Consider the following 26,803-nt stretch of genomic DNA (forward strand, 5'->3'; position numbering starts at 1 on the left):
AGTGGGCCGGGCTCGTCCAGGGGTGTTCGGGTGGCTCAGCAGTGCTTGCTCAGCGACATGCGCTTGACCAGCTCGAACAGTTCGGGGTCGAACTGGCCCTTCGCGATCCAGCGGTAGGTCCGCCGGTCGTGCAGGTTCTTGACGAACTTGGTGCTGGTGCTGCCGTGGACGCGTATGTCGCCGAGCAGGGCGCCGGCGCCGTCCTTCAGGTGCGCCCACATCAGCCAGGCGTCCTCGTCGCCGAGGCTGGAGATCGTGGCGTCCAGGCGGGCGGTCCCGTTCGAGTACAGCGTCCAGGTCGCGCCGGGCTCGATCGTGCAGTAGCCCGCCGACATGTAGCCGCGCCAGGTGTACGTCTTCTGCTCCAGGGCGGACGCGCCGGCCGTCGTGGTGCCGGAGAGCACCAGGGCGAGGGCGGTGGCGAGCACGCTCGTGGTCCTGCCTGTCATGAGATCTCCTCGGAGCTCGGCCTGAAGGGGGGTGTGCTGGGGGGACGGGTGCGGCGGGAGGTCAGGCGGCGGTGCCCGGGGGCGGGCCGATGACCTGGTAGCCGTGACGGGCGGCCACCTCGGCCAGTAGGCCGGGGTCGGCGTCGCCGGCGGCTGCGACGTCCGCGGCGAAGGTCTCGAAACCGGCGGGCCAGGTCAGCTGGAGCAGGCGCAGCGGGGCGTCCCGGTCGTTGGCGAAGGCGTGCGGCACCCGGCGGGGGAGCAGGACGAAGGCGCCGGCGGCGGCCTGCCACGACTGCTCGCCGCAGTACATCCGCGCCGTTCCCGACAGTACGTAGAACGCCTCGTCGTCGTGCTGGTGCACGTGCCAGGGCGTGGCGAAGCCGGGCGGGCACTCCTGTTCGACGACGGTGAGGCTCTCGCCGGTCTCCGCCCGGCCCGCCTTCACCGTCATGGTGGTGCCGAGGAACCGGTGGGCGGAGCCGGCCCCGGCGGGCAGGTGGAGGGCGCTCATGGCCGTCTCTGCAGCGTGTAGAGCCGGATCTCGATGCCGTCGGGGTCGAGGAGGCCGCCGATGAGCCATCCCGCGCTGCCCTCGGCGATGTCGGAGTGGCCGACGCCGAGCGCGTCGAGATGGTCGGACCAGGCGTGGAGCGCCTCCAGGGTCGGCACGGCCAGCGCGACCGGATCGAACCCGCTCCACCCGCCGGTCCGCCCGGGCTCCTCGCGCAGCGCGATCATCATCGTGTGCGCCGCGTCGCTCAGGGCCACGCCGCGCAACACGCCGTCCTCGACGAACTCGATCGCCACGTCCAGGCCCAGCACGCGCCGGTACCACTCCAGGCTCTTGTGGACGTTGGAGACGGGGAGCTTGACGTGGTGGAACCCGTTCAGGAGCGTCATGCCTCACCACCGTTTGTAGCCTCACTTTAAGGTGCTACTCTAAAGTGGTACTCTAAATCGATGGACGACGTCAAGAGCCCCAAGCGGCGCTCGGCACAGACCAGAAGCCGGATCGTGAACGCCGCCCAGGGGCTGTTCGTCGTGCGGGGCTATGCCGGGACGACCTTCCAGCTGGTCGCGGACGCGGCCGAGGTGTCGGTCCAGACGGTGTACTTCCACTACGGAACCAAGAGCCAGCTGCTCAAGCACGTGGTCGACGTCGCCTCCGCCGGTGACGACGAGCCCGTGCCACTGCTGGGACGCTCCTGGTTCGAGGAGTTGCGGTCGGCGCGGGACCCGATGGAGGTCGTACGGGGGTGGGTGCACCAGAGCGGCGTCATCCTCGGCCGCGTCGCCCCCGTCCTGGCCGTGGTCCGTGACGCGGCCGCGGGGGACGCCGACATGGCGGCCCAGTGGGCCGTCAACAGCGAGCAACGGCACACCGCCCACGGCCAGGTCGTCGCCATCCTCGACGGCCTGCACGCCCTGCGGCCCGGCCTGACCGGCGACCGGGCCACCGACATCACCGTGGGGCTGCTGTCGCCGGATCTGTTCCTGGTGATGACCCGCGAGTGCGGCTGGACGACGGCGCAGTGGGAGAGCTGGAGCGCCGACCAACTGGCCCACGCCCTGCTGCGCCCCTGATGGGGGGCATGGTCGTCGGTACGGCGCCGGATCGCCCTCCCTCTCGTCCGGTCGCCTGCCCGACCGGGGGCGTCGTCAGTCGGTCGGTTCCATGTCCGGGGGCTCGGGTTCGCCGGGGTCTTCGGCCACTTCGCGCCGCTCCTGCGCGACCTTCTCCTCGGGGTCGGGCGGGGGCTCGACCGGCTCGGCGGGGATGGGCCGGGGAGTGTCCCGCACCTCGACCCCCGCACGGGCGGCGGTCGTGTCGCTCTCCCCGTTGACCTGTCCGACCGCGGGAGGCATGTCCTCGGGAAGCTTGTCCTCTTCGTTCATGACCGGCAACTGCCCTGGCCTTGACCTCTTGAACGGAGGCCGGCGGCGGCCCGAGGTGAGCGGGACGGTCATCCGGTGCGGCGGTGGCGGGCCAGGGTGAGGGCGCCGAGGATCATGGCGGCCAGGCCGAGGGCCAGGTCCAGGTAGCCGCCGACGATGCCGTAGCCGGTGCCGGGGCCGCCCTTGGCGGCGGCCACGACCACGCCGCCGATGACCATGCAGGTCAGCCCTGCGGCCAGGGCGACGACGGCCCCGCGCCTGCCGGTCCCGGCCCCGGGCGCGATCCCGGCTCCGGTCGCGGTGCGGGGGCGAGGGAGGAGGCGGCCGGTGGAGCGGGCGAGGGCGAGGGCGCCGACGGCGGCCCCCGCCAGGCCCAGCCCGGCGGCGATCAGGGACCACAGCCGGCCGGTGGTCATGGCGTAGGCGCCGACCGGGTCGGCCTGGACCGCGAGCAGGTGACGGATGAGCATGACAGGTCCCTTCGTCTGGACGTCGGCGTGGGAAGAGCATCGCCGCCGGAACCGCCGCCGGTCGTCCGGCTGCGGCGGGCTTTCCGGGGTGCCGCCGATGCCGCAGCCGCCTACCGCGCGGACGGCAGGAAGTGCGGGATGTACCGCGTCCGCGGTAGTCGGCGGGTGATCCCTGGGCAGGAGTCGGACGGGCGGACATGCGGCTATGGTGCGCGTATGAGCACAAAGCGGGCCGGGGCCGTCGACTGGCTGATCGCGGTCGGCGTGGCGGCGGCGCTGGTGGTCACCGGGTTGTCGGGGCAGCGTCCCGCCACCTCCCTCGCCCTGCTCGGATACGCGCTGCTGGCGGCCGGTGGCCTGGCGTTGGCCGCACGCCGCAGGGCTCCGGTCCCCGTCCTGGCCGTGACGGGGTTGTGCGCGGTGGGGTACCAGGCGGCCGGGTTCGACGTGCCGGCCGTGGCGTACCTGTTCGCGGTGTACGCGGCGATGCGGGACGGAAGACGCCTGGTCACCGTGGCCGCGAGCGTCATCGTGCTGGCCCTGCTGCCCCTGGCGGCGCTGGCCTCGGGGTTGCACGACACGGGTGAGGCGTTCGCGCAGGCCCGGGGCGCGCTCGAACTGGCCTGGCTGGTCGCGGCCGGCGCGGCGGGGGAGGCGTTGCGGCAGGCGGAGGGACGGGCGGAGGAGGCCGAGCGTACCCGGGAGGAGACCGCGCGGCGGCGGGCCGACGAGGAGCGGCTGCGCATCGCGCGGGACCTGCACGACTCGCTCACCCACCAGATTTCGATCATCAAGGTGCAGGCCGAGGTGGCCGTCCACGTGGCCCGCAGGAAGGGGGAGCAGGTGCCGGAGGCCATGCTGGTGATCCAGGAGGCCGGCCGCGAGGCGACCAGGGAACTGCGCGCGACCCTGGAGGCGCTGCGCGACGACGTGACCCCGCCGCACGGTCTTGACCAGGTCCCCGAGCTCCTGGAACGGGCCCGCACCACCGGCCTGGACGCGACGCTGACGATCGGCGGACAGCGGCGGGACGTGCCCGTCGCCGTGGACCGGACGGCGTACCGGATCGTCCAGGAGTCGCTGACCAACATCGCCCGCCACGCCGCCGCCGCGACCGCGGAGGTCCGGATCGACTACCGTCCCGACGCCCTGGCGATCCGCGTGGACGACGACGGCACGGCCACGCCGGACACCGCCCCCGTGCCCGGCGTCGGGCTGATCGGCATGCGCGAACGCGTCACCGCGCTCGGCGGACGGCTGCGGGCGGTGCCGCGTGGCACGGGCGGCTTCACCGTCCAGGCCGAACTGCCGATGGACCGTACGCCGTGATCCGGGTCCTGCTGGTGGACGACCAGCCGCTGCTGCGCGGCGGATTCCGCGCGCTGCTCGACCTGGAGGACGACATCGAGGTGGTCGCCGAGGCCGCCGACGGGGCGGAGGGCCTGACCCTGGCCAGGGAACACCTGCCCGACGTCGCGCTCGTCGACATCCAGATGCCGGTCGTGGACGGCATTGAGACGACCCGGCGCATCGCCGCCGACCCGGCCCTGGCCGGAGTGCGCGTCGTCATCCTGACCAACTACGGCCTGGACGAGTACGTCTTCAACGCCCTGCGCGCCGGCGCGGCCGGATTCCTCGTCAAGGACGTCGTGCCGGAGGACTTCCTGCACGCCGTGCGCGTCGCCGCCCGCGGTGACGCGCTGCTCGCCCCCTCGATCACCCGCAAGCTGATCGACCGGTACGTCACCCGGCCGCCGGCCGCCGCCACCACCGGCGAGGAGCTGCGGGAGCTGACCAACCGCGAGCGCGAGGCCGTCGCCCTGGTCGCGCGGGGCCTGTCCAACGACGAGATCGCCGCCCGGATGACGATCAGCTCGATGACAGCGAAGACGCACGTCAACCGGGCGATGGGCAAGCTGCGCGTCCGCGACCGCGCCCAGCTCGTGGTCCTGGCCTACGAGTCGGGCCTGGTGACGCCGCGCACCCCGTGAGGAGCCGGCGCAGGGCTGACTCAGTGGCGTTCGCGGACCACCGCGACGGTGCAGTGCGCGTGATGCAGGACGCCGCGCATGACCGAGCCGAGCACGGCCGAGCCCAGCCCGCTCCTGCCGTGCGATCCGATGACCAGCAGGTCGGCCCGCTCGCCCGCGCCGGCGAGCGTCTTGACGGGATGGCCGCACTGGACGTCCGTGACGACCTTCACCTCGGGGTGCCGTTCCTGCCAGGGGGTGAGCTGTTCCCTGGTGATGCGCAGGTGGCTCTCCCTCAGGGCCTCGATGTCGCAGGAGAAGTCCGGCGCCAGCGCGAACGGCGGCGGCCAGGCGTGCACCGCCCGGAGCATGCTGCCGCGCAGCTCGGCCTGCCGGAAGGCGTAGGCGAGGGCGGGCTCGGCGGCGGGGGAGCCGTCCACGCCGACGGCGACCTCGCCGTACGCGGCGGCGCCTCCGTCCCGTACGACGACCACCGGGCCCGGCGCCTGACCGGCGACGCTCATGCTGACCGAGCCGAGCACGGCCCCGGCGAAGCCGCCCGTCCCCCTGCGCCCGACCACCAGCTCGGCGGCCTCGGACGCCTGCTCCCGGAGGGCGACCGACGCCTTCCCGGCGATGACCCGGGTGCTCACGTCGACCGTGGGCCGGCGTTCCCGGACGATCTCCTCCGCCTGGGCCAGGATCTCCCGCGCGCGTTCCGTCATCGAGCTCTCCCACTCGACGGCGGCGATCTGCGGAACCTGGTACGGCCAGGTCTCCACCACGGACACGATCCGCAACGCGCCCTTCGCCCTGAAGGCGTCGTCGGCCGCCCACGCCACGGCGTCGAACCCGGACGGCGACCCGTCGACCCCCACCACGACCAGCTCAGACATCGCTCATACCTCCCCTACTCATTCAGCCGTCCGGCAGGTGAGCGGACAGGATCGCCCGTCCCAAAACTTGGAGAAGATTGGCGGCCGGAGCGGGCGCGGGCGGCGCCGGGCGGCTTCGCGTCCACGGAACTGGAGGATTCTTCGCCCACTCCTGACTTTGCGGAGACGGGCGCCGAGGAAGATCCACAGCCGGGAGGGCACGATGCCGGGACGGATCATGGTCGGCGTCGACGGGTCCGCGCCGTCGAACGCCGCGCTGGGATGGGCCGCCGACGACGCGGCGCGCACGGGCGCGGAGCTGCGGATCGTGCACGCGCTGGACCGGCAGCCGTACAGCGTCGGCAGGTTCCCCGACTTCGGGCAGTGGAACTACCTGCTGCTGGCGGCGTCCAGGGTGCTGGAGGCGGCGGAGGCGGCGGCCCGTGAGCGGCAGCCGTCCGTGGCGGTGCACGCCGAGGTCGTCGAGGGGACGCCCGCCGCCGTGCTCCAGGAGCAGGCGCGGCAGGCCGACGAGCTGGTCATCGGCAACCGGGGGCTGGGCGGGTTCGCCGGAGCCCTGCTCGGGTCGGTGACCACGCAGGTGGCCGGGCAGGTCAGGTGCCCCGTGGTGGTGGTACGCGCGGACCCGCCCGAACGGGTCGGCGAGGTCGGCGTCGGGATCGACGACTCCGACGTCTGCGGGCCGGCGATCGGCTACGCCTTCGAACAGGCCGAACGGCGGGGCGCGACGCTCCGCCTGATCCACGCCTGGCAGGCTCCCGTGCACGCCTTCGCCCCGGAGATCGCCTTCGACGTGGACGAGGTGCGCGCCGCCCAGACTGCGGTGATCCGTACCAGGACGGCCGGATGGCGGGAGAGGTATCCCGGGGTGAACCTGGTCGAGGACGTCCAGAGCGCTCATCCGGTCGAGGCGCTCACCGGCGCCCCCTGCGACCTGCTCGTGGTCGGCTCGCGCGGCCGGGGCGCGTTCGGCGCGCTGCTCCTCGGCTCGGTCAGCAGGGGGGTGCTCCACCACGCGCGCTGCCCGGTCGCGGTGGTCCGTCCCGCCGAGGACGCCGGGGGCGGCGAGTCGGGCTGAGGGAGACCGGGGCGCCGCCGGGGGCGGCGGGCCGGGCTGAGGGGGACCGTTGCGGTCAGGGGCTGCGCCGGCGTCCCCAGTCCTCGTCGGCCCGCGCCCACTGGACCTCCCACTCCTGGTACCGCCTCCGGTCCGTCCACCACCGGAACCCCGCGAACCCGCCCAGAGCGGCCAGCACGATCACGGACATGAGCAGCGTCCCGGTCACCACGCCCCTCGTCCGCAGGACCGTGCGGTCGGCGGGCGGCGGCGCCGGGCTTCCGGCGGCGTCGATCCACAACGGGACCGTCGAGCCGGCCTTGGCCACCGCGGGGACCGGCACCGGGCCGCTCCGCACCGCGCCCGAGGACGTCGTCCAGCGCGCCATCGCCCGCTGCCCGCGCACCGGCATCTCGGTGAGGGTCACACGGGCGGCCGGCGCGTCCGCCAGCAACGTCGCCCTGACCTGGTGTCGCCCCGCGGCGTGCGCGCTCTCCTCCTGGAGCGCGCCCTCGTAGGCCAGCCGCCCCGCCAGGACGGCGGGCCAGACGCCCACGAGCAGCACGAGCGCGGTCACCAGCACGGCGACCGACTCCAGCCGGTCGGAACGGCGACGCAGGGGATTGCCGTCGGGACGGTACAGGCGTACACGCCGGGCCAGAAGATCGATGAACGCTTTCAACGGGCACCTCCTTGAAGCACTGTGCGAGTGTCCCGGCGGGGGACGGCAGGGGCGTGTGGCTCTTGACGGGAGGGCTTTCGTCCCGAGTGCGTCATGACGGGACGGACCGGGCGGCCCGGTCGTCCGGATCGCGGAGGGCACGGGAAGAAGGTGCGGTCACACCGCCATCATGAACGAACCCGGGAGATCAACATGGCCGTTCTCCTGGGAAGACACCCGGCTCTCTCAGTCCGGCTCCAGGGAACGGGGGATCGAGTCCGACGGCCCGGCGGGGGCCCCGGTACGGCCCGCCGCGTCGTAGATCTTGACCCACCTGATCGCCGGGAACTGCTTGAGCGTCGGCCTGATCTGGTCGGCGACGGTGAAGGCCGCCCCTCCGCCGTCGACGGGGCCGGTCAGGTAGACCCTGGCGATCCCGTCCCGCACGGTCAGCCTGCTGAAGCCGGTGGCCTTGGAGCCGACGAAGCGCAGCCCGCGCGCCCGCTCGTCCTGGGTCGGGCCGGCGAACAGCCGTCGCAGCGCGCCGAACGCGGTCGCGGGCGGGGCCACCGGGCGGGTCACGGCCGTCGTACGCGGGCTCCGGGCGGTGGTGTCGAGGAAGTGATCGCGTACGGGCACGGTCCGGTAGGACGTGGTCAGGTCGACGACGACCCTGCTGGGGTGGGTGAGCGTGCGGATCCGGTAGGGCACGCGCCTGGCGAGTCCGACGCCGAAGGTGAGCGTGGCCTCGAAGTCGCCGGTGTTGACGACCTGGACGACGCCGGGGAGCGCGTACGTCCGGCGGGTGGGGCCGTAGGTGGTCCGGCCCCGGCGGTCGTGGCCGTCGGCCTGGTCGAAGCGGACCTGGAGCAGGGCGTCGCCGACCGCGCCGACCGTACGCCCGGAGCCGTCGGCGACCAGCCGGGACACGTAGCGGACGTCCCGCCGGGCCGGGACCGGGCCTTGGAACTCGAAGACCAGCCGGTCCAGTCCGGGCAGGTGCGCGGCCCGGACACCCACCAGGACGGGGACGGCGGCCTGCCGCGCGGCCCGCGCGGGTAAGGCCGGCACGCCGGTGACGGTCACCGCCAGGGCGACGGCGAGCAGGGAACGGATCGGGGGCATGGTCATCATCTCTTTCCCGTGGTCGAACCTGGTCCCAGACTGACGCGTGCGGCCGTGGGGCGACACCGCCGGACGTCCTGAACTCCGTGACCTTCCGCCCTCCCGGAAGGGGCCGGCTTCTAGAATCCGCAGGCATGGGGACTGACAGGTTGCGCCGCAAGCCGTACGAGAAGGAACTCCTCCGCCTCCAGCAGGAGCTGGTGGAGCTGCAGGAGTGGGTGCGGGCCGAGGGGCGGCGCGTCGTGGTGATCTTCGAGGGCCGGGACGCCGCGGGCAAGGGCAGCACGATCAAGCGGGTCGCCGAGTACCTGAACCCCCGGGTGGCCAGGATCGCCGCGCTGCCCGTGCCGACCGGGCGGGAGCGGTCGCAGTGGTACTTCCAGCGGTACGTCGAGCACCTGCCGGCCGCGGGGGAGATCGTGCTGTTCGACCGGAGCTGGTACAACCGGGCCGGGGTCGAGCGGGTGATGGGCTTCTGCACGCAGGAGGAGTACACGCGTTTCCTGCACCAGTGCCCGATCTTCGAGAGGCTGCTGGTCGAGGACGGGATCCTGCTGCGGAAGTACTGGTTCTCGGTGAGCGACGCCGAGCAGGAACGGCGCTTCCGCGACCGGCTGGAGGACCCGATGCGCCGGTGGAAGCTGTCGGAGATGGACCTGGAGTCGATCACCAGGTGGGAGGAGTACTCCCGGGCCAAGGACGAGATGCTGGTGCACACCGACATCCCCGAGGCCCCCTGGTACGAGGTGGAGAGCGAGGACAAGCGGCGGGCCAGGATCAACATGATCGCGCACCTGCTGTCCACGATCCCCTACCGGCGGGTGGAGCGGCCGCCGCTGGAGATCCCGCCGCGGCCGCCCGCCACCGGTTACCGGCGTCCGCCGCGCCGCCCGGACGGGTACGTGCCCGACGTCACGGCCGGGCTCTGATCGGGGGTGTCACGTTGCCCGGCGCGCCGGGCCGGCCCTTCCGCGGGGGCGAGTGGATCAAGGAAAGCTGCCGTACCGGATGGAATGCTCCCTTGTCGGGGAAAAGGTGATTGTCTTTCCTTGTGCCTGGTGATCTGCTCGACGTCGTCCTGGTCGTTCTGGTGATCGGCTTCGGTGTCGCCGGGTTCAGGCAGGGGTTCGTCGTCGGGGTGGCGAGCTCGATCGGGTTCGTCGCCGGATGCGTGCTGGGGATCGCCGTCGCCCCCGCCGTCACGGACGCGCTCGTGACCGGCGACATGCCGCAGACGGCCCTGGCGGTCGTCATCGTGTTCCTGATCGCGCTGGCCGGGCAGTTCGCCGCGTCCACGCTGGGGGTGCGGTTACGCACGTACATCCGGGGCGAGCCGGCCCTGATCCTGGATTCCGTCGGTGGCGGGCTGGTCAACGCCGCGTTCGTCCTGGTGGTCGCCTGGCTGGTGGGCAGCCTGCTGGTGTCCGGCCCGTGGGCGCTGGTGGTGGAGCAGATCCGCGGCTCGGCGCTGCTGTCCACGATGGACGAGGCGGTGCCCGAGGCGGCGCGGGACTGGCAGCGGCCCTTCAAGCAGTTCGTCGACCGGTCGGACTTCCCGCCGGTGCTCGACGCCATCGCCGGGATGAGCACCGCCCGGGTGCCGCCGCCGGACGTGGCCGTGCTGCGCAGCCCGGCGCTGCGGCAGGCGCGGACGGGCATCCTCCAGGTCCAGGGGACCGCCACCTCCTGCGGCAAGCGCATCACCGGCACCGGCTTCACGTACGCGCCCGACCACATCATGACCAACGCGCACGTCGTGGCGGGGGTGGACACGGACCTCCAGGTCGTCGACCACCAGCAGCGGCCGCACCCGGCACAGGTCGTCTGGTACAACCCGCGGCGGGACATCGCGGTCCTGTACGTCCCGGGGCTCGGGCTGCCCCCGCTCACCTTCGGCGCCCAGGCGCGGGAGGGCCAGGACGCGCTGGTCGCCGGATACCCGAACGGCGGCGGGTTCACGCCGGAACCCGCCCGCGTCGCGATCCGGCAGCGGGCCGGCAGCCCCGACATCTACCGGGCCTCGAAGGTGACCAGGGAGGTCTACCAGGTCAGAGGCAAGATCCAGCAGGGCAACTCCGGCGGCCCGCTGCTGGCCGTCGACGGCCGGGTGCTGGGCGTGATCTTCGCCGCCGTCGCCGGCCAGGTGGAGACCGGCTACGCGCTGACGGCCGCCGAGGTCGCACCCGACGCCCGCCAGGCGGCCACGGCCACCAACCCGGTCAGCACCCAGGCCTGCGACTGACCGCCGGGGCCCGCCGGTCAGTACGAGACCGTGGCGTACTGGTAGACGGTGTCGCCGTTCTCGTCGCCGAAGTGCCTGCGGCCGGTCATGATCTCGCCCGGGTTCGCCTTCGACTCGTGCCTGCTCTCCTTGTACGTCTGCGACCAGCGCTTGTTGACCAGCGTCACGGGCCTGCCCTGCCAGGTGAGCAGCGCGAAGTAGGCCGAGGTGACGCCGTTCTCGTCCCCGTCGTGCTCGCGGCCCACCAGGGCGTTGCTCTCCGGCCCCTCGAACCACGAGTAGGTCTCGGTGGCGACCTCCTGGTGGTGGGCGGTGGACACGGCGACCTGCTCGGTGCCGATCCAGATCCGGCCGCACCAGTACGTCGTCCAGCCGTTCTCGTCCCCGTTGTGGGACCGGCCGATGAACACCTCGCCGGCCGGGCAGAAGAACTTGCTGTCGTTCTCCCGGATCGTCGCGGAGTACCCCTCGACGATCTGGACGGACGGCTTCGCCGCCGCGGGCGCGGCGGGAGCCAGGGTCAGGGCCAGGACGGCGGACGCCGCAGCGGCAAGCGCCTTCTTGTACACGGTCACCTCAGGTCAGTCGATCTCGCCGGTTCTCCGGCACGACGGACACGATCGCCCAGCCTGGTGCAGTCCCACTTGGAAGTGACCTGTGACCGACAAGATCCGCAGGCCAGGGCGGTCACGTCCGCAGCGGCAGCGGGTCGAAGGCGTGCCCGGCCCACAGCGCACGGGACACCTCCTCCGGATACGCCGCCGTGCCCGGCTCGGTGTCGATGATCCAGGCCCGCCGGTCGCGCGGCTCGTACGCCGGCCAGCCCGGGTCGCCGGTCGCGGCGAAGGAGGTCCACGCCGCCCGGACCCGGGCCGACAGCTCGGCGGCGTCCGGGGGCGGCTCCTGGCCGAGCAGCAGCCCGGCCGCGCCCTCGGTCAGGTTGCCGAACGTCAGCGGCAGGCCCAGCCCGTGGCAGGCCCCCAGGATCCCGCCCATGCCGGGGGCCGGCCAGGTCAGCTCGTACAGGTGGGCCCGGCCGTGCCTCAGGCGGGCCTCGGCCAGCCGCAGCGACGGCATCCGGAACAGCCAGTCGGAGTGCACCAGCTCGTACAGCCGTTCCTCGTCGGCCTGCGGGTGGGCGGCCCGGTAGGCCGCCGGGTCGGGGGCCAGCGTCCGCAGCGCGGTGGCCGTCTGCTCGGCGGTGACCTGGCCGAGGTCGCCGGCGAGGGCCATGAACAGCCGGTACTCGTCGCGGTTGTGGCCCACGACCAGCTCGACCCCGGGCGCGGCCCCGTCCGCCAGTGCCCGCCACGGCGTCGCGGGCAGCACCTCGCCGTCCACGACCGGCGCGAACGGCGTGCGGACGTGCGCGGCGAGCCCCCATCGCGGGTTGCCGCCCATCCTGGCGGCCACCGCGTCGCCCGCCCCGATCAGCTGCTCCGGCGACAGGCGGGCCAGCTCGTCGGCGTGCGGCGGCAGGCCCAGCTCGCCGGACACCGCGGCGGCGAGGTCGGCGGCCAGCTCGGGGGTGAAGAACAGGGCCGGCACGCTCTGCGCGATCGCCCGGCGGAACAGGCCGGCCGCGCCGGGCATGGTCATCAGCGCCGCGACGCTCCCGGCGCCGGCGGACTCGCCGAAGACGGTCACCCGGTCCGGATCGCCGCCGAAGGCCGCGACGTTCTCGCGCACCCAGCGCAGGGCGGCCACCTGGTCCAGCAGGCCGCGGTTGGCCGGCGCGCCGCGGAAGAGGCCGAAGCCCTCGGCGGAGACGCGGTAGTTGACGGTGACCACGACGACGCCGTCCCGGGCCAGCGCGCGGCCGTCGAAGAGGGGGTCGCCGGACCAGCCGTACATGTAGCCGCCGCCGTGGAGCCACACCATCACCGGCAGCCGGGCGGCGCCCGGGTCGGGGGTCCACACGTTGGCGGTGAGCCAGTTCCCGTCCGTGCCCGGCTCGCCGGACGCGCCCAGCAGCCTGGACTGCGGCGGCGGCGGGCCGAACCCGGCGGCCTCGCGCACCCCGTCCCACGCCTCGGCCGGCTCGGGGGCGGCCAGACGCAGGCCGCCCACCGGCGGGCGGGCGTACGGCACGCCGCGGAAGACGGCCACGCCGCCCTCCAGCCGTCCGCGCAGCCGGCCCGTGCTCACCGTGACCTGCGGGCGATCGCCTTCGACGGCGCTCATGGCACGCTCCTCATCCGGGGGGCCGGCTCTCACGGCCGTGCGCGGCCATCCTCACCCCGGCGACGGCTCCGCCGCACCTCATTTGTTCGCGCACCCCGTACGGGCCACGCGAGGACGGCGTGCCGCCCTCACGCGTCGAAGACGATCAGCTGGCGCAGGGCGGCGCCCTCGGCGAGCTGGTCCATCGCCTCGTTGACGGCCGCCAGGCCGATCCGGGCCGAGACCAGCCGCTCCACCGGCAGCCGGCCCTCGCGCCACATCCGGGCGAACACCGGGATGTCGCGGGCGGGCAGCGCCGAGCCCAGGTAGCTGCCGACGATGCTGCGCCCGCCGGCCACCAGCGCGAGCGGCGAGATCGAGGCGCGGGCGCCGGGTGCGGGCAGCCCCACGCTGACGGTGCGGCCGCCGGGGGCCGTCGCGTTCACCGCCGTCTCGAACGCCCGCGCGTTGCCCGCCGCCTCCACCACGACATCCGCCCCGCCCGGCAGATCGCCCGGCAGGTCGGCGGGGCCGTACACCTCGTGCGCGCCCAGCTCGCGGGCGGTGGCGAGCTTGGCCGGGTTGGCGTCCACGCCGATCACCCGGACGCCGTCGAGGGCCAGCGCGGTGAGCAGCGCCGCCATGCCCACGCCGCCGAGCCCGACGACCGTGACCGTCTGCCCGGGGCGCGGCCTGCCGACGTTGAGCACCGCGCCCCCGCCGGTCAGCACGGCGCAGCCGAGCAGGGCGGCGACCTCGGGCGGCACGTCGGCGTCCACGGGGACGACCGAGCGCCGGTCCACCACCACGTGGGTGGCGAACGCCGAGACCCCGAGGTGGTGCAGCACCGGCAGGCCGTCCCTGCGCTGGCGGACCGCGCCGCTCAGCAGGGTGCCGTCGTTGTTGGCGGCGCTGCCCGGGACGCACGGCGTGACGCCCTCGGTGGCGCAGCCGTCGCAGCCGCCGCACCGGGGCAGGAAGGTCATCACGACCCGCTGCCCGGGGGCGAGGTCGTCGACGCCGGGGCCCGTCCGCTCCACCACGCCCGCCGCCTCGTGGCCGAGCAGCATGGGCAGGGGACGCGTCCGGTTGCCGTCCACCACCGACAGGTCCGAGTGGCACACGCCCGCCACCTCCACCCGTACCAGCAGCTCGCCCGGCCCCGGCGGGTCGAGTTCGAGGTCGCAGACCGACAGGGGCCGCGAACCGGCGTAGGGCCGGGGCCGGCCGATCTCCTCCAGAACCGCGCCGCGAATGCGCATCAGTTCGCCCTTCTTCGTGTCGAGAGGTTGGCCAGCAACACCCCGAAGCCGCCCAGGACGAGCCCGGCGACGGCGAGCGGGGGCAGCGGCTGCCCGGCCAGCGACCAGGCCAGCACGGCGGTCACGGCCGGGGTCAGGAAGAACACCGTGCTCACCCGGCTGGCCGGTGAGCGCAGCAACATCCGGTTGAGCAGGATGAACGCCGCGATGGAGTTGACCAGCGCCATCCAGCCGACCGACAGCCCGAAGGCCGTCCAGTCCGACACCCGTACCGGGCCGAGGGCCAGGCAGGCCAGCCCGGCGGCGGGGGCGCTGACGAGCAGCTGCGTCGCGGTGCCGCTCAGCGCGTCCATGCGGGGGGCGTACCGCTGCTGGTAGAGGGTGCCCGCGCTGAGCCCGGCCAGACCGAGCAGGCACAGCGCCACCCCGGACGCGGACAGGCTGACCCGGTCGGCCACCGCCAGCACCACCCCGGCCAGGCCGAGCGCGAACCCGGCCCACTGCCCGGCGCCGACCCGCTCGCCCAGCACCCGGCCGACCAGCAGGATGACCACCGGGTTCAGCCCCTGGACCAGGGACACGACCGCGGCCGGCAGGCCCGCGCCGAGCGCGCTGTAGAAGGCGCCGAACTGCACGGCCTGGATCAGCAGCCCGGCCACGGCCACGTGCGCCAGGTCCCGGCCCCGGGGCCACGGCACCCGCCTGACCAGCGCGTACGCCCCCAGCAGCATCCCGGCGACGGCGAACCTGCCGAACATCAGCAGCAACGGCGGCGCCGCCCTGACCCCGGGGATGCCCGCGATGAACGCGCTGCTCCACAGGACGACGAACACCGCGGGCGCCACCGGCCACCGCCTCCCGGCGCCCCGGACGGGCACCGTGGGGGCGGCGGTCTCCCGCACGCGGGCAGGCGTCATCGCATGGTCCTTCCGGATGAGAGGGATCAGGAGGCGCGCAGGGCCGAGCGGCGCAGCCCCCACAGCTCCTCGTCGGAGGTGCACACGCCGACGGCCCCGTGGCGCAGCGCCTCCACCACGTCGTCGGCGCTCTGGACGAACCCCGCGGCCAGGCACGGCACCCCGACCGCCCTGACCTGCCGCTCGACGTGCCGCAGCACCATGGCCGGCATGAGCTGCACCAGGTCGGGCCGCGACCGCGTGATGGACTGCATGCTGCGCCGCAGGTTCGACCGGTCGGTCACGAACACCTTCTGCATGGTCAGCAGCCCGAGCCCGGTGGCCCGCTCGATCATCGCCTGCCGCGTGGAGACGATCCCGACCGCGCCGATGCCCTGCAGGTACGTCAGCGCCCCGGGATCGTGCCCCAGGCCGGGGGTCGAGTCGATGTTGACGAACGCGATCTTCTGGGCGGCCACCGTGCGCTTGACGGTGGCCGCCAGGTCGCCGAGCGGGATCGAGGCCAGGATGCCGAGCGGCGTGGGGGAGGAGGTGAACCGCTCGACCATCTCCACCCCCACCAGCGACGCGGCGACGGGATGCTCGGCCAGCGCGGCGAGCAGGCGCCGATCCAGCGGGCCCTTGTGGCGAGAGTTCACCGCATCCACCTTAGTGCGCCGGGTTTTCGAAGGACGCGGGCAGGCCCAGCTTGCCGGGGTTCATGATGCCCCGCGGGTCGAGCGCCTGCTTGACCGCCACCAGCGTGGGGTAGCCGCTGCCCAGCGCGTCCCGCATGTACGGCGAGCGCAGCAGGCCGACGCCGTGGTGGTGGCTGATCGCCGCGCCGTGCTTGACGAGCACCGCGGCGGCGGCGTCCCAGGCGGCCCGGTACCAGGCGCGACGCTGGTCGCGTTCGACGTCGCCGCGCAGGGAGAAGTACAGGCACGCGCCGTCGGTGTAGGCGTGCGACTGGTGGGCCGAGGCGCGCAGCGTGCCGGGGACGGCCTCGACGGCGGCCACGACCTCGTCGTACAGGGCGGGCAGCGCGGACCACGGCCCGGCGATCTCGCAGGTGTCGGAGACGAACCCCGGCCCCCGGACGAACCCGTCGGCGGCCTTGCCGACGATCATCCGCTCGTCCAGCCAGCGGGCGAAGACGGCGTCGCCGTCCAGCGTCACCGACGCGCGTTCGGCGCAGACCTCGGCGGCCACCTTCATGACGGCGTCGACCAGCACCGGGTCGCCCTCGTCGGCGATGAGCAGCAGGTTGGTGCCGGGCTCGCCGAAGTGGGTGCCGCTCTCGTGCCGGTCGTACAGGCGCAGCGCGGCCGGGGTGGCGCCGCGCTGCAGGATCTCCCGGCACGCGTCGAGCCCGGCGGCGAAGGTGTCGAAGCCGTAGGCGATGCCCTTGGCGTAGTCGGGCAGCCGGTGCGTACGCAGCCGCAGCCGGGTGATCACGCCGAGCGTGCCCTCCGAGCCGATGAACAACTGCCGCAGGTCGGGGCCCACCGCGGCCCGGGGGTAGGTGCCGTAGCTGGCCGTGGTGCCGTCGGGCAGCACGACGTCCAGCCCGACCACCATGTCCTCGATCTTGCCGTAGCGGGTGGAGAGCTGGCCCGCGCCGCGGCAGGCGGCCCACCCGCCGACGGTGGAGATGGCGAACGCCGACGGCCAGTGGCCGGTGGTGGCGCCGTGCGTCTCCTGCAGCTCCTTCTCGAACAGGTCGCCGAACATGCCCGCCTGCACCTCGACGATCATGGACTCGGCGTCGAAGGACAGGATGCGGTTGAGCCGGCACACGTCCAGCACGACGCCGCCGTGCACGGGCAGCGCGGCGCCCAGCACGTTGCTGCGGCCGGCCGAGACGGTCAGCGGGAGGCGGTGCTCGTGGCAGATCCGCACGACGGCGGCCACCTGCTCCTCCTCGTCCACCTCGACGACGACCGCCTCCGGCGTGGCCGGGCGGCCGTCGGTCTCGCCGATGGAGGTGCCCGCCCACCAGTCGCGGGTGCGCAGGATCACCTCGTCCCGCTCGGTGTGCACGGCGGCGGCGACCGCGCGCAGCTCGGCGACCACGCTCTCGGGGACCGGCACGACCTGGTCCTGGAGACTGGCCGGGCCCGTCCCCGGTGGGCAGTCGGCGGCCCAGCGCGGCGGGGTGGGCGCGCCCACGACGTAGTCGCCGCGGTTGAACGGATGGGTGACGGTCTGCCTGCTGATCATGAAAGTCCCTCCATCAGAACGCTCTTCTCGCGGTCCACGCCGCGTACGTAGTCCTCGACCTGCCTGGCCACCTCGTCGTCGGAGAGGCCGAGCTCGCGCTGGAGCAGCCGGCCCACCTCCGGAGCCGCCTCTACCGACAGGTCGCGGGCGAAGACCCGCATCCGGGTGCGCCGCGACAGCACGTCGTCCACGTTCCTGGCCAGCTCGCAGCGGGCCGCGTAGACCACCTCGGCCCGCAGGTACTCGCTGCCCTCGACGACCGGCCCGGCCAGCGACGGGTCCTCGGTGATCAGGTCGGCGACGAACCGGGCCTCGGTGCCGTACCGCTCGCCCAGGTGGGCGCCGAGCCCGCCGGTCGCGGTCGTCGCCTCGGCGTCGTAGCCGGCGCCGCCGAGCAGCGGCAGCCGCGCGGTGCGGCAGCGCGCCTTGCGGCCGAGCACCTTCAGCGCCTCGTCCACCGCCAGCTCGCCCATGTGCCTGCTGGTGGTCAGCTTGCCGCCGGTGACCGTGACCAGGCCGAAGCCGTCGGTGATGATCCGGTGGTCGCGGCTCATGTCGAGCGTGGCGCCCTCCTTCTCGCCGACCAGCGGGCGCAGCCCGGCGATCGAGCCGATCACGTCGTCCGGGGTGAGGTCGGCGTCGAAGGCGGTGTTGGCGCCGTCGAGCAGGTACTGCATCTCCTCGCGGGTGCACAGCACCTCGTCGGGCGAGCCGTCGTAGTCGGTGTCGGTGGTGCCGACCACGACCACGTCGCCCCAGCGGGTGCAGGTGGCGCGGCGGGCCCGGCCGGGCACCGGGACGGTCACCGTGCCGTCCACCGGCAGCCGCGTCCACGGCACCACGATGTGCACGCCCTTGGCCGGACGCACCCGCGGCCGGTGTGCCGGGTCGGACAGCGCGTCCAGGGTGTCGGTCCACACGCCGGTGGCGTTGACCACGACCCCGGCGCGCACCTCGACCGTGCGGCCGTCCACCTCGACGCGGGCGCCGCGCACCCGGCCGCCCTCCTTGACCAGCTCGCGGCAGGTGGCGCCGTTGAGCACGGTGGCGCCGAAGTGGGCGGCGGTCCTGGCGATGGTCAGGGTCAGGCGGGCGTCGTCGGTGCGGCTGTCGTAGTAGAGCAGGCCGCCCTTGAGCCGGTCGGCGCGCAGGCGCGGCGCCCTGGCCAGCACCTCGGCCACGCTGAGCCGCTGGTGCAGCCGGCCGATGCGCCAGCCGCCCGCCAGGTCGTAGGTCCACAGCAGGCCCTCGAACGCCTTGGCGATGCGCGCGTCGAAGACGCCGTCCTGGGCGAGGATCGGCAGCACGAACGGCAGCCGCCGCACCAGGTGCGGCGCGTTGCGGCGGAAGCGCTGGCGCTCCAGCAGCGAGCGGCGCACCAGCGGCAGGTTGCCCTGCTCGATGTAGCGCAGGCCGCCGTGCACCATCTTGGAGGACTTGGAGGAGGTGCCCGAGGCGAAGTCGTCGCGCTCCACCAGCGCCACGCTGAGGCCGCGGGTCGCGGCGTCCAGCGCGGCGTAGCAGCCGGTCACGCCGCCGCCGACGACGAGCACGTCCACCGGCCTGGCGGCCAGGCGCTCGATCTGCGCCTGACGGTCAAGCCGCAGCGGGGTGCGCCGGATGGCGCTCCTGGTCTCCGATCTGGGCTTGCGTTCTGGAAGCCGGATCACGAGGGGGATTCCTCCTGTTGGTACGAGATGTGCCGGGCGAGCAGGTCGCGCCAGGCGGCACGGGCCTCCTCGCGGGCGGCGTCGGGCAACGTGGGCTCGAAGACGGGGACGTCGCCGAGCCCGGCGAGGGCGGCGGGCAGGTCGGGCCAGAGCCCCGCGCGCACGCCTCCGAGGTAGGCGGCGCCGCGCAGGCTGGCCGTCTCGTTGGCGCGGGCGCGGCGGACCGGCCGCCCGACGAGGTCGGCCTGGCTCGCCATCAGCACGTCGCTGCTGGCCAGCCCGCCGCCGCAGAACAGATCGGTGACCGGCGCGCCGAGCGCCTGCTCCACCCCGTCGAGCAGGTCGCACACCGAGTGCGCGATGCCCTCCAGGACGCCCCGGGCCAGCTCGGCCCTGGTGGTGGACAGGCTGAGCCCGGTCAGGACGCCGGTGGCCTCGGGCGACCAGACCGGGGTGCGCATCCCGGCCAGCGCGGGCAGGAAACGCACCCGGCTCGGCCCGGGATGCTCGCGGGCCAGCGCGGTCAGCTGGGCGGGCGAGTCGAACAGCCCGATCTCCTCGCACAGCCAGCGCACCGCCGAGCCGGTCGTGGCGGCGTAGCCCTCCAGGCTGAACACCGCCGCGCCGCGCGAACGCCAGCCGACGAGCGTCAGCACGCCCGGCACCGCGCGGCGATGCGCGGGCGGCCGGTCGCCGGCGACGGCGTCCAGGAACGTTCCCGTGCCGTGCACGCACATGGCCTGGCCGGGCCGGTGCGCGCCGAGCGCGATCATCGCGGCGTGCTGGTCGCCCATCACCGACAACACCGGCAGCCGTACGCCGAGCACCGACGGGTCGGTGTGGCCGTAGTCGCCGTCCTCGTCCAGGATGCGCGGGAGCACGTCGCGGGGGCAGCCGAGGAAGTCCGCCCACGGCTCGTACCAGTCGCCGGTGCGCAGGTCGTAGGCGCCGGCGGCGACCGCGTTGGTGGCGGACATGACGTGCCGCGCGCCGCCGGTGAGCCGCCACACCAGCCAGGTGTCGACCGACCCGAACGCCACCCGTCCCGCCTCGTGCGCCCGGCGCGCGGCCGGGTCGTCGCGCAGCACGTCGGCCGCCCACAGCAGCGGGGCGCGCGAGCCGACCGGCCGGCCGGTGTGCTCGACCAGGCGGGCGTCCCAGGCGGGTTCCCATTCCCGCAGCCGGGCGGCGTACCGGCGGTCCTGCCAGACCACGGCCGGGGTGAGCGGCTCGCCGGTGACGGTGTCCCACAGCAGCACGGTGGCGCGCTGGGTGGCGATCGACACGCCGGTGACCTCGACGTCGTGCGCCCGGGCCCACTCCAGCGCCTCGGCGCAGACCTGGGCGGTCTTCGTCCAGATCTCCATGGCGTCCTGCTCGACCCGCAGGTGGTCGGGGGAGTGGACCGAGATGGGCCGGTAGGCGGGCGGGGCGGCGGTGCCGTCGTCCAGGACGACCGCGGCGCGGGTGCCCGTGGTGCCCTCGTCGATGCTGAGAATCCCTCGTCGGGTGCGGCCGGTCATCGGCGCCCGTCCCTCTTCGGCAGCGCGATCTCCTCCTCCTCCAGGTTGACCGCCACGCGGGTGGGGTCCCACTTGATCAGCAGGCAGGTGACCAGGCCGGCCAGCGGCACCACCGACAGCACCATGAGGCTGGCGCCGACCCCGATGCCCGCCTGGAGCTGCGGGAACAGGTACAGGCCCGCGACCGAGCCGAGGCTGCCGAGCATGCCGGTCACGCCGGTGCCCAGGGTGCGGATGTCGCTGCGGTAGGACAGCGCGGCGATCGACTTGCCGTTCGGGCCCGGTCCGGCGGAGTGGAAGAAGATGAACAGCACCGGCAGCAGCGCGGCCAGCGCGACCGGCAGCTCCTTGAACGTCGCGCCCATCACCAACAGGGCCACGAACACCACCGCGTACCCGGCCATCGAGCTGACCCGCAGGCCGAGGCGCCGGCCCGTGTAGGCGGCCAGGCAGCCGCCGACGATGCCGACCGCGTTGAACGCCATCGACCCGATCGTGGCCTTCTCGAACTCCTTGCCGAACAGCTCCAGGCTGATCACCGGCAGGTACCAGCCGACCGCGAAGTACTGCATGGCCTGGGTGAGCGAGATGACCGTGGACAACATCGTGCGCGGCAGGTACGGCTTGCGGAACAGCACGCCCGCGTCACCGAACCCCACCTGCCGCCCCTGCTCGGCCGCGCCGCCGGCCTGCCGGGTGTCCTCCTGGACGGCGAAGCCGTACATGCGGCGCAGGGCGGCGGCGGACTCGCGCAGGCGTCCCTTGGCGGCCAGCCACGTCGGGCTCTCCACCAGGAACATCAGCTGAAGGATCAGCAGCACGACGGCGAAGGCGGCTGAGGAGCCCACCGACCAGCGCCAGATGTCCGCGCCCACGTCGAAACGGTAGAACACGAGCGTGAGCAGCAGGTTCGTGGTCGTGGCGGTGTACCAGACGCCTTGCCAGAAGTTGAGCCTGCCCTTGAGCGTGGACGGGGTGTACTCGGCCAGCAGCGCCATGGCCACCGCGAAGTCGATGCCGTACGCGATGCCGACCAGGCCGCGGCCGGCGAAGACGGTCTGGAAGTCCGAGCCCGCCGCGGTGAGCAGCGCGCCGAGCGCGAACACCACCTTGGTCAGCAGCAGCGGCTTGACCCGGCCGATCCGGGCGGCCAGCCAGCCGCCGAACGGGTTGGAGATGATGGCGATGGCCGGCGCCATGGCGGTGAGCACCCCGACCTGGCCCGGCGACAGGCCGAGCTGCTTGACCATGGGGGACAGGCCGGCGCCCAGGGCCGCGTTGGAGTAGGCGTCCAGGAACAGGCCCGCCAGGGCGAGGAACCAGATCCAGTTCGCCCGCCCGGTCAGCCTCGTCAGGGTGTTGATGACGTCGGCCGCGTCTCCGGCGTTGCGGATCGGCGTGGTGGAGGTGTTCTGCACGGGGGCGTCGCTCATGCCCGGCCGCCTTTCAGGGGGGTGTGATCCCTTGCCAGCGGTCCGGATACGACAAAGGCACAGACGAAGACCACTGACAGGGATGTCTTCGTCTGTGCCTGCCGATTGACGGGACACTATGTGCCCGTTGTCCGGTATGTCAAGCAGTCAGGGTCGTATCGCCGCAGCTCGCACGCCCTGCCCGGCGCACCGGCCGGTCAGGAGTACCTGATCTCCCACCAGCCGCGGGTGCACGACCACTTGCCCGCGGCCTTCACGCAGGCGCGGAACTTGCGGCCGGTCGGGGCGTCCACCGCGTACGACGTGACGCTGCGGCGTCCGCCGCCCCTGACCACCGCGTGGCAGGCGTGGTAGGTGCGGCCCCCGTCGTCGGTCCAGTCGATGGAGATCCGGTCGCCGGAGCGCAGGCTGGTGCCCCATGCCCACCACACGTTCCGGCCGCGGTAGATGCCGTCGGCCTCGTACAGGTAGACCATGCCGCGGCGGCCCTTCGCCTTCGCCATGCGGTGCCAGGTGTTCCTGCCCACGTCCCGGCTCACCCGCAGCCGCGCGCCGCACGAGTAGTTGATCGGCCCGGCGGCCTGCGTCCGCGTCGCCTGCCGGGCGTCCTGCGCGGACGCGCCGGCGGGCGAGGCCGCGGTCAGGACGCCGCCGGCCACGATCGCGGCCACCGCCAGAGCGTGAAGCTTGCGCATGTGCTCCCCCTTGTCGCGAGATCTTGTGATCGCAACGTAGGAGCACCGGTGTTGAAGATCTGTTGAGCCCGTGTTGATCTCTGCCCGGCGGACGCCGGTCAGGCGCCGCCGTCCGGGGCGGTGGCCTCCCGGTTCCCGTCCAGGTCGGCGCGGACGATGCCGTACATCACGCCGTCGCGCCACTCGCCCGCGCGGAAGCCGCACCCGCGCAGCACGCCTTCGCGGGTGAACCCGGCCTTCTCCAGCGCCCGCTGCTCGGCCACGTTGCCCAGCTCGGTGGTCGCCTGCACCCGGTTCACCGGCGAATGGTCGAACAGGTAGCGCACCAGCAGCCGCTGCGCCCGCGTCCCGTGCCCCTTGCCGCGGAGGCCGGGCGCCACGATCAGGCCCATCTCCCAGCAGTACGACACCCGGGAGGTGAGCTGCCTGCGCCACGACACGAGCCCCGCCCGCTCCTGGCCGGAGGCGATCACGAGGATGCCGCCGTCGTCGCCGAGCAGCCCGTTGTCGTCCCAGCGGCGGCGCAGGCGGTGGGGGTCCTGCCAGCCGTACCACTGGTACTCGCCGCTGCTCTCCGGGTCGCCGATCAGCCGGGTCAGGAACGCCAGGTCGTCCTCAAGGGCGGCACGCAGTTCGATCGTCATGATCGTGACACTATGCGCTGGATGTGACCCGCGCTCTCAGTCGCCGGCGGGCGGGACGGCACGGAAGGCGAGCACCGCCGCGGCGAGCAGCAGCACCCCGCAGACGCCCTGCTCGGCGACCATCCAGCTCGGCAGCGGCAGGAACAGCAGCACGCCCACCACCGCGACGAGGATCACGACGAGCACGATGCGCAGGCGCAGGAGCGCCCGGTCGCCCCCGCTCTGGGCCCGGCGGGCGAAGGCGAAGGTGAGGACGGACGTCGCCGCCACGATGACGCCGCGCCCCCATGCCTCGGGGGTGACGAGCGACGGCGCGACGGCGGAGAAGACGGCGATCGCCACGACGGTCAGCAGGCTGAGCGCGGCGTAGGCGGATATCAGGACCTTGGCCGTGTGCAGGCCGGGGAGTGCGGCCGGAGAGTTCGGTGTGGTCATGGGACATCCTCCGGATCTGTGGGGGTGGAACCGGTCGGACGGCGCGCGGAGGCGATCGGGGACAGGAGCACTCTGCGCACCCCGCCGTCGCTGACTGGACTCTCCCCCATGGGGAGACCCCACGCTAGGGGGATTCCCCCGAGATCTACCCGGAGAATCGATGACCCCGCGACTGATCCACTGCGCCCCCGTCACCTGTCTCAACGTCACGGGCATGGGAGAGCCCGGCGGCGCCGAGCACGTCTCGGCCATCGGCGCCCTGTACGCCGTGGCCTCCGCCATGGGCGGCCCCGCCGGGCCGCTGGAGGGGCGGTGGTGGGTGGAGGACACCTCGCTGCCGCCGCTGGAGACGCCCCGCGACCGGTGGCGCTGGCATCTGCTGCTGCCGTTGCCCGAGACGCCCGAACCCGGGGCGGCCGAGGCGGCGCGTGAACGGACGCGGGCGTCCGGGGCGGCCGTGGACCGGGTCGTGGTCGTCACCTTCACCGAGGGCGAGTGCGTGGAGCTGCTGCACGAGGGGCCCTACAGCGAGGAGAAGAGGTCGCTGGAGGTGATGGAGGCGTTCATGGCCGAGCACGGTCTGGAGCCCAACGGGCCGCACCACGAGATCTACCTGACCGACTTCACCGACCCCGCCCCCAGGACGCTGCTCAGACAGCCGGTCGCCCGCCGCCCGTCAGCGTAGCCGGATCACGCCCGCGCCTCGGGACGCAGCGCGCCGCGCAGCAGGGGACGGGCCGCCAGGGCGACGACCACGGCGGCCAGCACCCCGACGCCCGCCATGAGGACCGCCCTGGTGATCGCCCACGCCAGCGCCTCGACGGGGTAGACGTCCACCACGGTCAGGACCACCACGGCGACCCCCGAGACGGCCGCCACCACGCAGACCGGCAGCGCCGCGACGACCGCCTGCCGCACGAGCACCCCGCCCAGCGCCCGTTCCGGCACCCCGGCGGCGGACAGCGCGGCCAGCGAGCGGCGCAGGTCGATCAGCTCCTCCGCCTGGTGCACCACCAGCGCGACCGCAGAGGTCGTCAGGGCCAGCAGGAGCGCGACGTCCACCAGGGCGTGGGCCTGGGAGTAGCCGGCGGAGGCCTGCTGGGCCCCGACCGCCGCGCCGAAGAACACCGTCAGGCTCACCACGGACAGGGCCCTGGCCCACGCCCGGGGGTCGGCCTCGACCAGCCGCGCGGCCAGCAACGCCTCCGGCGACCGGGCCCGCCGGCCGGTCCGGCGGGCCGACATCCCGATCAGCCAGGTCGTGGCCAGGGTCAGCCCGAACAGCATCATGACCAGCCCGGCCGTCATGGCCAGCACGGACCCGTACGGACCGGCCAAGGGGAAGCGGCCCTTCAGCCAAGCCCCGAGAACGTAGAGGCCGACGCCTGCCGCGAGGAGGAGCAGGTCCCGCACGCGCGGCCCCCGCACGCGCGCTCGGCGGGTCACTCCCAACGGGGAGACGACGACGTCCCGCCCGGCGCGCGCCCCCGACACGACCCCGCCGTACGTCACCAGGGCCACGACCACCGGCACCTGCGGCAGCGGGCCGCCGAGGTGGGTGACCACGTAAAGTGCGCCGCCCGCCAGCGACCCGGCCAGGGTCAGCAGGCCGCCCTCCAGGGCGCCCAGCCGCCGTACGTCGCCCGGTGTCGCGCCCGCCAGCCGCAGGGCGGCCAGCCGTCGTTCCCTGGTGGCCGAGGCCAGCCGGTTGGCCTGGTGGACCAGGCCGGCGACGGGCACCGCCAGCAGGGCCAGTGCGAGCCCCGTCAGCGAGCCGCCCTCGTCCTCGACGTCGGCCAGGCTGACGGCCGTGCAGACCAGGAACGTCGCCACCGCCGCGCCCGTCCCCACCAGCCAGGCGCGTACGCGCTCGGCCCGCGAGCGGCCCCTGTTCAACATCAGCAGTACGGCGATCATCGTTCCACCCCTTCCAGCACCGCTCCGTCGCGCAGGGGGATCTCGCGGTCGGCGTAGGCGGCCACCCGGTTGTCGTGGGTGACCAGGACGACCGCGGCCCGGCCGGCGCGGGCCGCGCCGAGCAGCGCGCCCATCACCTGCTCGCCGCCGAGCGTGTCCAGGGCCCCGGTGGGCTCGTCGGCGAAGACCACGCGCGGGCCGGTCACCAGCGCCCGCGCGATGGCGACCCGCTGCCGCTGCCCTCCGGACAGCTCGCCGGTGCGCTGCCCGGCGCAGTCGGACACCTCCAGCCGGGCCAGCCACTCGGCCGCGGCGGTCATCGCCTCCTGCCTGCCGTGCCGGTTGAACAGCAGCGGCAGCGCGACGTTCTCCGCCGCGGTCAGCTCGGGCACCAGCTCGCCGAACTGGAAGACGATCCCGAAGCTCTCGCGTCGTAACCTGGTCAGGTCGTCCTCGGGCAGGGTGTCGATGCGCCGGCCGTCGAGGACGACCTCGCCGGACTCCGGCCGGACGACCCCGGCCAGGCAGTGCAGCAACGTCGACTTGCCCGCGCCGCTCGGCCCCGTGATCGCGACGACCTCGCCCTCCGCGATCTCCAGGGAGACGCCGTTCAGCGCCCTGGCGCCGCCGAACAGCTTGCTCAGGCCCCTGGCCTCAAGCATCGTGGTCCTCCTTCATCCGCGCGAGCGCGGTCTCGATCCAGCGCAGGTCCGCGTCCAGGTGCTGGAGCGCGTAGTCGGCCGCCAGCACCTGGGCGGGCCCGCCGGACGCCTTCTCGGCGGTCAGCTCCCGCATGCGGGCCAGGTGCGCCTCGCGTTGCCGCACGAGATAGCCGTCGGCGGCCTTCCCCGCGACGGCGACCCGGGCGAACAGAGCGCCGGCGACGTACGGCGCCGACGGTTCGACGGTGTTCAGCCACCGGTCCAGCTCCGCCCGGCCGGAGTCGGTGATCGTGTACAGGGTGCGTTCGGGGCCGCCCTCCTGCCGGGTCTCGGCCACCTCCGCCAGCCCGTCGCGTTCCAGGCGTTGCAGGGTGGCGTAGACCTGCCCGTACGCCAGGGGTCTGGCGCCGGCGAGACGGTGGTCGTGCTCCTTCTTGAGCTCATATCCGTGTTTCGGCCGCTCGGCGAGGAAGCCGAGCAGCACGTGGCCGGTTGACATGATCACGACTAT

The 26,803-nt window shown here is 73.8% G+C and carries 30 protein-coding genes; 7 read left to right on the forward strand and 23 right to left on the reverse strand.

Going from position 1 to position 26,803, the window contains the following annotated elements; translation table 11 throughout:
* Window positions 1-35: 35 nt before the first annotated feature.
* The 3 genes from ABZ815_RS35680 to ABZ815_RS35690 form a co-directional block, all read right to left on the reverse strand.
* Window positions 36-449, reverse strand: a complete 414-nt coding sequence (locus ABZ815_RS35680; RefSeq protein ID WP_357705623.1) for a DUF6294 family protein — start codon at window positions 447-449, stop codon at window positions 36-38.
* Between the two features lie 61 nt (window positions 450-510).
* Window positions 511-963 (reverse strand): cupin domain-containing protein, encoded by a 453-nt coding sequence (locus ABZ815_RS35685; protein ID WP_357705624.1) that lies wholly within the window; start codon window positions 961-963, stop codon window positions 511-513.
* On the reverse strand, window positions 960-1,352 hold the full coding sequence (locus ABZ815_RS35690) for a VOC family protein (RefSeq protein ID WP_357705625.1): 393 nt from the start codon (window positions 1,350-1,352) through the stop codon (window positions 960-962). Before ABZ815_RS35690 ends, ABZ815_RS35685 begins: the two co-directional genes overlap by 4 nt.
* 60 nt (window positions 1,353-1,412) lie before the next feature.
* Between ABZ815_RS35690 and ABZ815_RS35695 the strand changes: the two genes are divergently transcribed.
* On the forward strand, window positions 1,413-2,036 hold the full coding sequence (locus tag ABZ815_RS35695) for a TetR/AcrR family transcriptional regulator (protein WP_357705626.1): 624 nt from the start codon (window positions 1,413-1,415) through the stop codon (window positions 2,034-2,036).
* Between the two features lie 75 nt (window positions 2,037-2,111).
* Here ABZ815_RS35695 and ABZ815_RS35700 read toward each other — a convergent pair whose 3' ends face one another.
* Both ABZ815_RS35700 and ABZ815_RS35705 read right to left on the reverse strand, forming a co-directional pair.
* Entirely contained in the window at window positions 2,112-2,348 is a 237-nt protein-coding gene (locus ABZ815_RS35700; protein ID WP_357705627.1) for a hypothetical protein, read from the reverse strand.
* 68 nt (window positions 2,349-2,416) lie between these two features.
* Entirely contained in the window at window positions 2,417-2,818 is a 402-nt protein-coding gene (locus ABZ815_RS35705) for a DUF6223 family protein (RefSeq protein ID WP_357705628.1), read from the reverse strand.
* Window positions 2,819-3,034: 216 nt separating this feature from the next.
* On the opposite strand from ABZ815_RS35705, the gene ABZ815_RS35710 reads away from it, so the two are divergent.
* Together ABZ815_RS35710 and ABZ815_RS35715 are read left to right on the forward strand one after the other, a co-directional pair.
* Window positions 3,035-4,147 carry a histidine kinase gene (locus ABZ815_RS35710; protein WP_357705629.1) on the forward strand — a complete coding sequence of 371 codons (1,113 nt, stop codon included), beginning with the start codon at window positions 3,035-3,037 and terminating at the stop codon, window positions 4,145-4,147.
* Window positions 4,144-4,809, forward strand: coding sequence for a response regulator transcription factor (locus ABZ815_RS35715; RefSeq protein ID WP_357705630.1), 666 nt, complete (start codon window positions 4,144-4,146; stop codon window positions 4,807-4,809). Before ABZ815_RS35710 ends, ABZ815_RS35715 begins: the two co-directional genes overlap by 4 nt.
* Before the next feature lie 20 nt (window positions 4,810-4,829).
* Here ABZ815_RS35715 and ABZ815_RS35720 read toward each other — a convergent pair whose 3' ends face one another.
* Complete coding sequence (locus ABZ815_RS35720; protein WP_357705631.1) at window positions 4,830-5,684, reverse strand: universal stress protein; 855 nt, start codon at window positions 5,682-5,684, stop codon at window positions 4,830-4,832.
* 202 nt (window positions 5,685-5,886) lie between these two features.
* Here ABZ815_RS35720 and ABZ815_RS35725 point away from each other — a divergent pair, with 202 nt between their 5' ends.
* Complete coding sequence (locus tag ABZ815_RS35725) at window positions 5,887-6,762, forward strand: universal stress protein (RefSeq protein ID WP_357705632.1); 876 nt, start codon at window positions 5,887-5,889, stop codon at window positions 6,760-6,762.
* Between the two features lie 55 nt (window positions 6,763-6,817).
* Here the strand turns inward: ABZ815_RS35725 and ABZ815_RS35730 are convergent, their stop codons facing one another.
* Together ABZ815_RS35730 and ABZ815_RS35735 are read right to left on the reverse strand one after the other, a co-directional pair.
* On the reverse strand, window positions 6,818-7,423 hold the full coding sequence (locus ABZ815_RS35730) for a hypothetical protein (RefSeq protein WP_357705633.1): 606 nt from the start codon (window positions 7,421-7,423) through the stop codon (window positions 6,818-6,820).
* A gap of 225 nt (window positions 7,424-7,648) precedes the next feature.
* A complete protein-coding gene (locus tag ABZ815_RS35735) occupies window positions 7,649-8,527 on the reverse strand; it encodes a hypothetical protein (protein WP_357705634.1) in 879 nt (292 codons plus the stop codon).
* Between the two features lie 134 nt (window positions 8,528-8,661).
* Here ABZ815_RS35735 and ppk2 point away from each other — a divergent pair, with 134 nt between their 5' ends.
* Both ppk2 and ABZ815_RS35745 read left to right on the forward strand, forming a co-directional pair.
* Window positions 8,662-9,456: a polyphosphate kinase 2 gene (ppk2, locus tag ABZ815_RS35740; RefSeq protein ID WP_357705635.1), complete on the forward strand. Its 795-nt coding sequence runs from the start codon at window positions 8,662-8,664 to the stop codon at window positions 9,454-9,456.
* Between the two features lie 122 nt (window positions 9,457-9,578).
* On the forward strand, window positions 9,579-10,769 hold the full coding sequence (locus tag ABZ815_RS35745) for a MarP family serine protease (RefSeq protein ID WP_357705636.1): 1,191 nt from the start codon (window positions 9,579-9,581) through the stop codon (window positions 10,767-10,769).
* Window positions 10,770-10,786: 17 nt separating this feature from the next.
* Here ABZ815_RS35745 and ABZ815_RS35750 read toward each other — a convergent pair whose 3' ends face one another.
* From ABZ815_RS35750 to ABZ815_RS35805, 12 genes are all read right to left on the reverse strand, one after another.
* The gene (locus ABZ815_RS35750; protein ID WP_357705637.1) at window positions 10,787-11,344 is read right to left on the reverse strand and encodes a hypothetical protein; all 558 of its coding nucleotides are present in this window, start codon (window positions 11,342-11,344) and stop codon (window positions 10,787-10,789) included.
* 112 nt (window positions 11,345-11,456) lie between these two features.
* Complete coding sequence (locus tag ABZ815_RS35755; RefSeq protein WP_357705638.1) at window positions 11,457-12,953, reverse strand: carboxylesterase family protein; 1,497 nt, start codon at window positions 12,951-12,953, stop codon at window positions 11,457-11,459.
* A 128-nt stretch (window positions 12,954-13,081) separates the two neighbouring features.
* Window positions 13,082-14,194 carry an alcohol dehydrogenase catalytic domain-containing protein gene (locus ABZ815_RS35760; RefSeq protein WP_357705639.1) on the reverse strand — a complete coding sequence of 371 codons (1,113 nt, stop codon included), beginning with the start codon at window positions 14,192-14,194 and terminating at the stop codon, window positions 13,082-13,084.
* Complete coding sequence (locus ABZ815_RS35765; protein ID WP_357705640.1) at window positions 14,194-15,111, reverse strand: DMT family transporter; 918 nt, start codon at window positions 15,109-15,111, stop codon at window positions 14,194-14,196. Before ABZ815_RS35765 ends, ABZ815_RS35760 begins: the two co-directional genes overlap by 1 nt.
* 26 nt (window positions 15,112-15,137) lie before the next feature.
* Window positions 15,138-15,749 carry a glycerol-3-phosphate responsive antiterminator gene (locus tag ABZ815_RS35770; protein ID WP_357705641.1) on the reverse strand — a complete coding sequence of 204 codons (612 nt, stop codon included), beginning with the start codon at window positions 15,747-15,749 and terminating at the stop codon, window positions 15,138-15,140.
* 10 nt (window positions 15,750-15,759) lie between these two features.
* On the reverse strand, window positions 15,760-17,313 hold the full coding sequence (locus ABZ815_RS35775) for an FAD-binding oxidoreductase (protein ID WP_357705642.1): 1,554 nt from the start codon (window positions 17,311-17,313) through the stop codon (window positions 15,760-15,762).
* Window positions 17,310-18,983, reverse strand: coding sequence for a glycerol-3-phosphate dehydrogenase/oxidase (locus ABZ815_RS35780; protein WP_357705643.1), 1,674 nt, complete (start codon window positions 18,981-18,983; stop codon window positions 17,310-17,312). Before ABZ815_RS35780 ends, ABZ815_RS35775 begins: the two co-directional genes overlap by 4 nt.
* Window positions 18,980-20,506 carry an FGGY family carbohydrate kinase gene (locus ABZ815_RS35785; protein WP_357705644.1) on the reverse strand — a complete coding sequence of 509 codons (1,527 nt, stop codon included), beginning with the start codon at window positions 20,504-20,506 and terminating at the stop codon, window positions 18,980-18,982. The genes ABZ815_RS35780 and ABZ815_RS35785 overlap by 4 nt, the downstream gene beginning before the upstream one ends.
* Window positions 20,503-21,939, reverse strand: coding sequence for an MFS transporter (locus ABZ815_RS35790; protein ID WP_357705645.1), 1,437 nt, complete (start codon window positions 21,937-21,939; stop codon window positions 20,503-20,505). The genes ABZ815_RS35785 and ABZ815_RS35790 overlap by 4 nt, the downstream gene beginning before the upstream one ends.
* A 197-nt stretch (window positions 21,940-22,136) precedes the next feature.
* The gene (locus tag ABZ815_RS35795; protein WP_357705646.1) at window positions 22,137-22,634 is read right to left on the reverse strand and encodes a hypothetical protein; all 498 of its coding nucleotides are present in this window, start codon (window positions 22,632-22,634) and stop codon (window positions 22,137-22,139) included.
* A gap of 98 nt (window positions 22,635-22,732) precedes the next feature.
* Window positions 22,733-23,278: a GNAT family protein gene (locus ABZ815_RS35800; RefSeq protein ID WP_357705647.1), complete on the reverse strand. Its 546-nt coding sequence runs from the start codon at window positions 23,276-23,278 to the stop codon at window positions 22,733-22,735.
* Between the two features lie 36 nt (window positions 23,279-23,314).
* Window positions 23,315-23,713 (reverse strand): hypothetical protein, encoded by a 399-nt coding sequence (locus ABZ815_RS35805; RefSeq protein WP_357705648.1) that lies wholly within the window; start codon window positions 23,711-23,713, stop codon window positions 23,315-23,317.
* 160 nt (window positions 23,714-23,873) lie between these two features.
* On the opposite strand from ABZ815_RS35805, the gene ABZ815_RS35810 reads away from it, so the two are divergent.
* Window positions 23,874-24,398, forward strand: coding sequence for a GyrI-like domain-containing protein (locus ABZ815_RS35810; protein WP_357705649.1), 525 nt, complete (start codon window positions 23,874-23,876; stop codon window positions 24,396-24,398).
* A gap of 5 nt (window positions 24,399-24,403) precedes the next feature.
* Here the strand turns inward: ABZ815_RS35810 and ABZ815_RS35815 are convergent, their stop codons facing one another.
* Genes ABZ815_RS35815 through ABZ815_RS35825 form a run of 3 tightly spaced genes read right to left on the reverse strand, consistent with a single transcriptional unit; the run spans window position 24,404 to window position 26,791 of the window.
* Window positions 24,404-25,630, reverse strand: a complete 1,227-nt coding sequence (locus tag ABZ815_RS35815) for a hypothetical protein (protein WP_357705650.1) — start codon at window positions 25,628-25,630, stop codon at window positions 24,404-24,406.
* Window positions 25,627-26,292, reverse strand: a complete 666-nt coding sequence (locus ABZ815_RS35820; protein WP_357705651.1) for an ABC transporter ATP-binding protein — start codon at window positions 26,290-26,292, stop codon at window positions 25,627-25,629. The genes ABZ815_RS35815 and ABZ815_RS35820 overlap by 4 nt, the downstream gene beginning before the upstream one ends.
* On the reverse strand, window positions 26,285-26,791 hold the full coding sequence (locus ABZ815_RS35825; RefSeq protein WP_357705652.1) for a PadR family transcriptional regulator: 507 nt from the start codon (window positions 26,789-26,791) through the stop codon (window positions 26,285-26,287). Before ABZ815_RS35825 ends, ABZ815_RS35820 begins: the two co-directional genes overlap by 8 nt.
* Window positions 26,792-26,803 lie beyond the last annotated feature (12 nt).

The organism is Nonomuraea sp. NPDC047529 (genome assembly GCF_040642995.1).
GTDB lineage: Bacteria > Actinomycetota > Actinomycetes > Streptosporangiales > Streptosporangiaceae > Nonomuraea.